Annotated in this window: 4 protein-coding genes and 1 pseudogene; all 5 read right to left on the bottom strand. The window is 74.4% G+C overall.

Annotated elements, in window-relative coordinates; genetic code table 11:
* Positions 1–133 precede the first annotated feature (133 nt).
* Positions 134–1,183 (bottom strand): ABC transporter ATP-binding protein, encoded by a 1,050-nt coding sequence (locus tag ACFV0Q_RS38600; protein ID WP_385012377.1) that lies wholly within the window; start codon positions 1,181–1,183, stop codon positions 134–136.
* Positions 1,180–1,890: a phosphonatase-like hydrolase gene (locus ACFV0Q_RS38595; protein WP_385012379.1), complete on the bottom strand. Its 711-nt coding sequence runs from the start codon at positions 1,888–1,890 to the stop codon at positions 1,180–1,182. The genes ACFV0Q_RS38600 and ACFV0Q_RS38595 overlap by 4 nt, the downstream gene beginning before the upstream one ends.
* 5 nt (positions 1,891–1,895) lie before the next feature.
* Entirely contained in the window at positions 1,896–3,017 is a 1,122-nt protein-coding gene (locus tag ACFV0Q_RS38590) for a TIGR03364 family FAD-dependent oxidoreductase (RefSeq protein WP_385012375.1), read from the bottom strand.
* 147 nt (positions 3,018–3,164) lie between these two features.
* Positions 3,165–3,935, bottom strand: coding sequence for a GntR family transcriptional regulator (locus tag ACFV0Q_RS38585; RefSeq protein ID WP_385012373.1), 771 nt, complete (start codon positions 3,933–3,935; stop codon positions 3,165–3,167).
* A gap of 105 nt (positions 3,936–4,040) precedes the next feature.
* Positions 4,041–4,564, bottom strand: a pseudogene (locus ACFV0Q_RS38580) (hypothetical protein); the annotation flags it as partial.

Here is a 4,564-nt window from a genome sequence, read left to right as displayed (position 1 = left end):
CCCGTCGGGGCCGGGGGGGCCCGCCGGGCGGCCGCGCCCCCCCCCCCCCGCCTCCCGGGAGGGGGCCCCGGCCTGCCCGCCGGGCTCGGTGGAGGATGGCTGCGTCGGAAGGGCGGGGGTCGGCCGCGTGGTCTCAGGCATCGGACACCCCTGCGGCCAGCAGCACGGCATCGCGCGGTTCGAAGTGCAGGGTCACCTCGTCACCCAGCGCCGGCGTCTCGCGCAGCTCGGGCAGGTCCGCCTTGACGCGGTGGCCGTCGACGTCGACGTACAGCCGGTGCGTCGAGCCCCGCCACTGCACCTCGGTGATCGTGCCGCGCAGGGCGTTCGGCCCCTCGCCGAGCCCGAGCAGGTGCGGCCGTACGCACAGGGTGGCGGTGGAGCCCGCCGCCGCGCGGCCCGGGTCGAGGGCCAGCGGGCGTCCCGCGAAGACCGCGCCGCCGTCGGCCACGGTCACCGGCAGCAGGTTGGCGTTGCCGACGAAGGACGCCGTGAACTCGGTGCGCGGCGCCCGGTAGAGCTGCTGCGGGGTGCCGCAGTCCTGCAGCCGGGCCTTGTCCATCACGGCGATCCGGTCGGCCAGGGTCAGCGCCTCGACCTGGTCGTGGGTGACGTAGAGGATGGAGACCTCGGGCAGCTCGCGGTGCAGCCGGGCCAGTTCGGCCAGCATCCCGGAGCGCAGTTGCGCGTCCAGCGCCGAGAGGGGCTCGTCGAGCAGGAGGACCCCGGGGCGGATGGCGAGCGCGCGGGCGATGGCCACGCGCTGCTGCTGCCCGCCGGAGAGCTCGCGGGGGTAGCGGCGGGCGTAGGCGCCCATCCCCGTCATCTCCAGCGCCTCGGCGACCCGGGCGGGGATCTCCGCCTTCGGGGCCTTCTGGGCGCGCAGGCCGAAGGCCACGTTGTCCGCCACCCGCATGTGCGGGAAGAGCGCGTACTGCTGGACGACCATGCCGATGCCGCGCTTGTGCGGCGGGAGTCCGGTGACGTCCCGGCCGCCGATCAGCACCCGCCCGGCGACCGGCCGTACGAAGCCGGCGACCGCGCGCAGCGCCGTGGTCTTGCCCGAACCGGAGGGGCCCAGCAGCGCCATGACCTCGCCGGGCTCGACGGTCAGGTCGAGGGAGTCCAGGACGGTGTTGCCGTGGTAGGCGACCGAGACGGAGTCGAAGCGGATGCCGCTCACACCGGCTCCGCGTCGTTGAGGAGCCGCGGGAGTTCGGCGATCGAGCCGAGGACGTGGGTGGCGCCGTGGTCGTCGAGCGCGGCGCGGTCGTGGGCGCCGGTCAGGACGCCGGCCACGATGCCCGCTCCGGCGCGGCGGCCGCTGAGCATGTCGTACGCCGTGTCTCCGGCGACGGCCACCTCCCGTACGTCGGCCACCGCGCCGGTGCGCAGGAACGCGGCCAGCACCATGTCGGGGTAGGGGCGGCCGCGGCCGCCCGCGTCGGCGGGGCACAGGGTGAGGTCGGCCAGGCCCTGCCAGCCGAGGGCGTCGAGGATGGCGTCCTGGGTGACGCGGGCGAAGCCGGTGGTCAGGACGACGGTGCGGCCGTCGGCGCGGAGCTTCTCGATGGCCTCGCGGGCTCCGGGGATGGGGGCGATCAGGCCGCCGTCGACGAGCTCCCCGTAGGCCTGCTCGAAGGCGGAGTTGGCGCTCTGGGCGAGTTCCTCCGTACCGAAGAGGTGGCGGAAGACGGAGATCTTGGACTCGCCCATGGTGTCGCGGACGTACTGGAGCTTCGCGGCGTGGTCGGCGCTGCCGGGCTCGACGCCGAGGCGTTCGGCGGCGCGCTCGAAGGCGCGCTCGACGAGGCCGCCGTCGGCGACGGTCGTGCCGGCCATGTCGAGGACGACCAGCTTGTGGTGCGTGTGGGTGTCGCGGTCGGTCATGGTGTTCACCAGCCCAGTTCGTTAGCGGTGGTCTCGGCTATGGCGGGCGAGCAGGTCATGCCGCGGCCGCCGGGTCCGGTCACCAGCCAGACGCCGTCGCCCACCTGCTGGCGGTGGACGACCCGGGTGGTGTCGGTGCACTGCGCGTACACGCCTGCCCAGCGGTGCCTGATCTTCGGCAGCGGGCGGCCCAGGAAGGCCTCGACGACCCCGGTGAGGTGCTCGTAGGGGTCTTCGAGGGTGTCGAACGCGAACGGGTGCTCGTACTCGTGGGTGTCGCCGATGGTCAGTCCGCCGTCCAGGCGCTGGACCATCAGCAGCTGCATCTTGTGCGCGGCGGCGACCGGCGCCTGGTCCTGCTCGGCGTTGAGCGCGTCGAGGGCCGGGGACTTGTAGGCGGGGTAGTAGCGGAAGCTGTCGGCGTCCGCGACGGAGGTGGTGAGCTTCTCGCCGAGCGGGGCGGTCTGCATCATCTGGAGGCGGACGCGGCGCACGGGCAGGTCGGGGACGAGTTCCCGGACCAGGCCGGACAGCCAGGCGCCGGTGGCGAGGACGACGGCGTCGCCGCGGTGGACGTCACCGTGGTCGTCGCGGACGGCGGCGGGGCCGGTCACCTCGCGGACCTCGCGTCCGGCGAGGAAGGTGTAGCGGCCCGACGCCCTGAGGGCCTCGCGCAGGTGGAGCTGGGCGGTGCGCGGTTCGACGGCCGCGTCGCGCTCGCACCACAGGGCGGCCTCGAAGGCCCCGCGCAGGGCGGGGTTGATCTCCCGGGCCTCGGCGGCGGTGACCAGCTTGTAGCCGCGGGCGGCGGCGTCGGGGCGGGCCACGGCCGCCTCGGCGACCGCGCGTTCGCGGGCGTTTCGGACGGGGGTGAGGGAGCCGATGGCGCGGAAGCCCAGGCCGGGCACCTCCGCGCCGATCCGCTCCCAGAGCTCCCGGGCCCGCAGGGCGGTGTCGAGCTCCTCGCCCCCGGCCCGGCCGCTGACCCAGATCTGGCCGAAATTGCGCAGTGACGCGCCGCGGGCCTCGGCTTCGCGCTCGATCTGGACGACCTCGTGGCCGCGTTGGACTGCTTGCCAGGCGTGCATGGTGCCTACCACGCCGCCTCCGACGACTATGACTCTCACGTCGTCCAAGGTGGCGGCGGCCCGTGTCCCGGAAAGGTCGGCCCGGCGACGGGCCGGTGAACAGGCCTCGACACTTGGACTAGACCCGTTACCGTTCTGTGATCTGGATAGGTCCTGTTTGTCTGGCTTGACGGGGTTGACCAGGGGCTATTCGGGCCGCAGGCGGGTCGTGAAGCTGAACCGGTCACCACGGTAGAGCGAACGCACCCGCTCCAGCGGACGCCCGTCCTGGTCCCGCGAGAACCGGTGGATGAGCAGCATCGGGAGCGCGGGCGGGGTGCCGATCAGCAGGGCCTCGCGGGGGGTCGCGAGGACCGTCTCCAGCTTCTCGTCGGCGTCCCCGAAGGAGATGCCGAGACGGTCGCGGAGGTAGCCGTAGAAGGAGGAGTCCGGCTGGAAATCGACGTCGAGGCGGGGCGCGCGGGCGACCCGTACGTAGGTGCTCTCCAGCCCGACGCGCTCGTCGTCGGCGAGCAGCACGCGCTCCAGGTGCCAGACCGGCTCGCCGGCCTCGGCGCCGATGCCGCGGGCGAGTTCGGGCGGGCAGGGGAAGCGCTCCAGCCCGATGAGGTTACGGCCGGGGCGCCGGCCCTGGCGGCGCACGCCCTCGGTGTAGCTGGCGAGGGACAGGGGCTGCTCCAGCTTGGGGCCGGCGACGACGGTGCCGCGCCCGGAGCGGCGCAGCCGGCCCTCCAGCAGCAGCTCGCGCAGGGCCTGCCGGACGGTCTCGCGGGACACCTCGTACCGCTCGGCGAGATCGCGCTCGGTGGGCAGGGTGCCGCCTTCGCCGAGCTCGTCGAGCAGGTCGGCGACCTGCGCCTTGACGGCGTAGTACTTGGGGATGCGGCCGTGCTCGGGGATGCCGGAGCGCACGGGCGAGCCGGGGCGGTGGGCCGGGTACTGGGTCTGTTCTTCCACGGTCGGACTGTACGTGGGGCAGATGTACGGGAGGGTGTACGTGTGGCTGTACGTGAGCCTGCACGTATGGCTGTACGTATGGCTGCACGTATGGCTGTACGGGGCTCAGCGGGCGCGGAGCCGGCGGGCGCCGAGCAGCAGCCCGGCCCCGGCGGCGAGGGCGGCGACGGCCCCGGCGCCGTAGATCCACTCGCGGGGGCCGGTGTGTGCGAGGGAGCCCGCCTCGGCGGTGCCGCCGTCCTCCTGGGGGCCCTCCACCGAGAACCGGTACCCGCCGGCTTCGCCGACCCAGTCACCGTCGTCGCCCTGCTCGCCCTTGCGCTGGACGAGGGCGGCGTCGGCGAGGACCTCGCCGTGGGGGGCGTCGGGGGCGAAGGCGAGCCGCACCTTGACGGTGGCGGTGCCGCCCGCGGGGACGGAGAAGCCGGAGAAGGCGTCGCCGCCGTCGAACACGGCGATGACCTCGTCACGGTCGCTGTGCTCCAGGCTGACGGGGTGGGTGCCGCCGGGCTCGTCGAACTCCATCCGGAGGTGGGCGGGGCGCACGGCGAGGGCGGCGACCGGGCACAGGCCGACGGGCGGGAACCACGGGAAGGGGGCGAGGGAGCGGAGCCGCCGGGCCGGGAGGG

This window comes from Streptomyces sp. NPDC059564 (assembly GCF_042735575.1).
GTDB lineage: Bacteria > Actinomycetota > Actinomycetes > Streptomycetales > Streptomycetaceae > Streptomyces.
This window is presented reverse-complemented; position numbering and strand designations above follow the sequence as displayed.

Bases quoted from the DNA above. Each gene is read 5' to 3' on its own strand.
- ACFV0Q_RS38595 (WP_385012379.1), bottom strand. From the start codon at position 1,890: ATGACCGACCGCGACACCCACACGCACCACAAGCTGGTCGTCCTCGAC.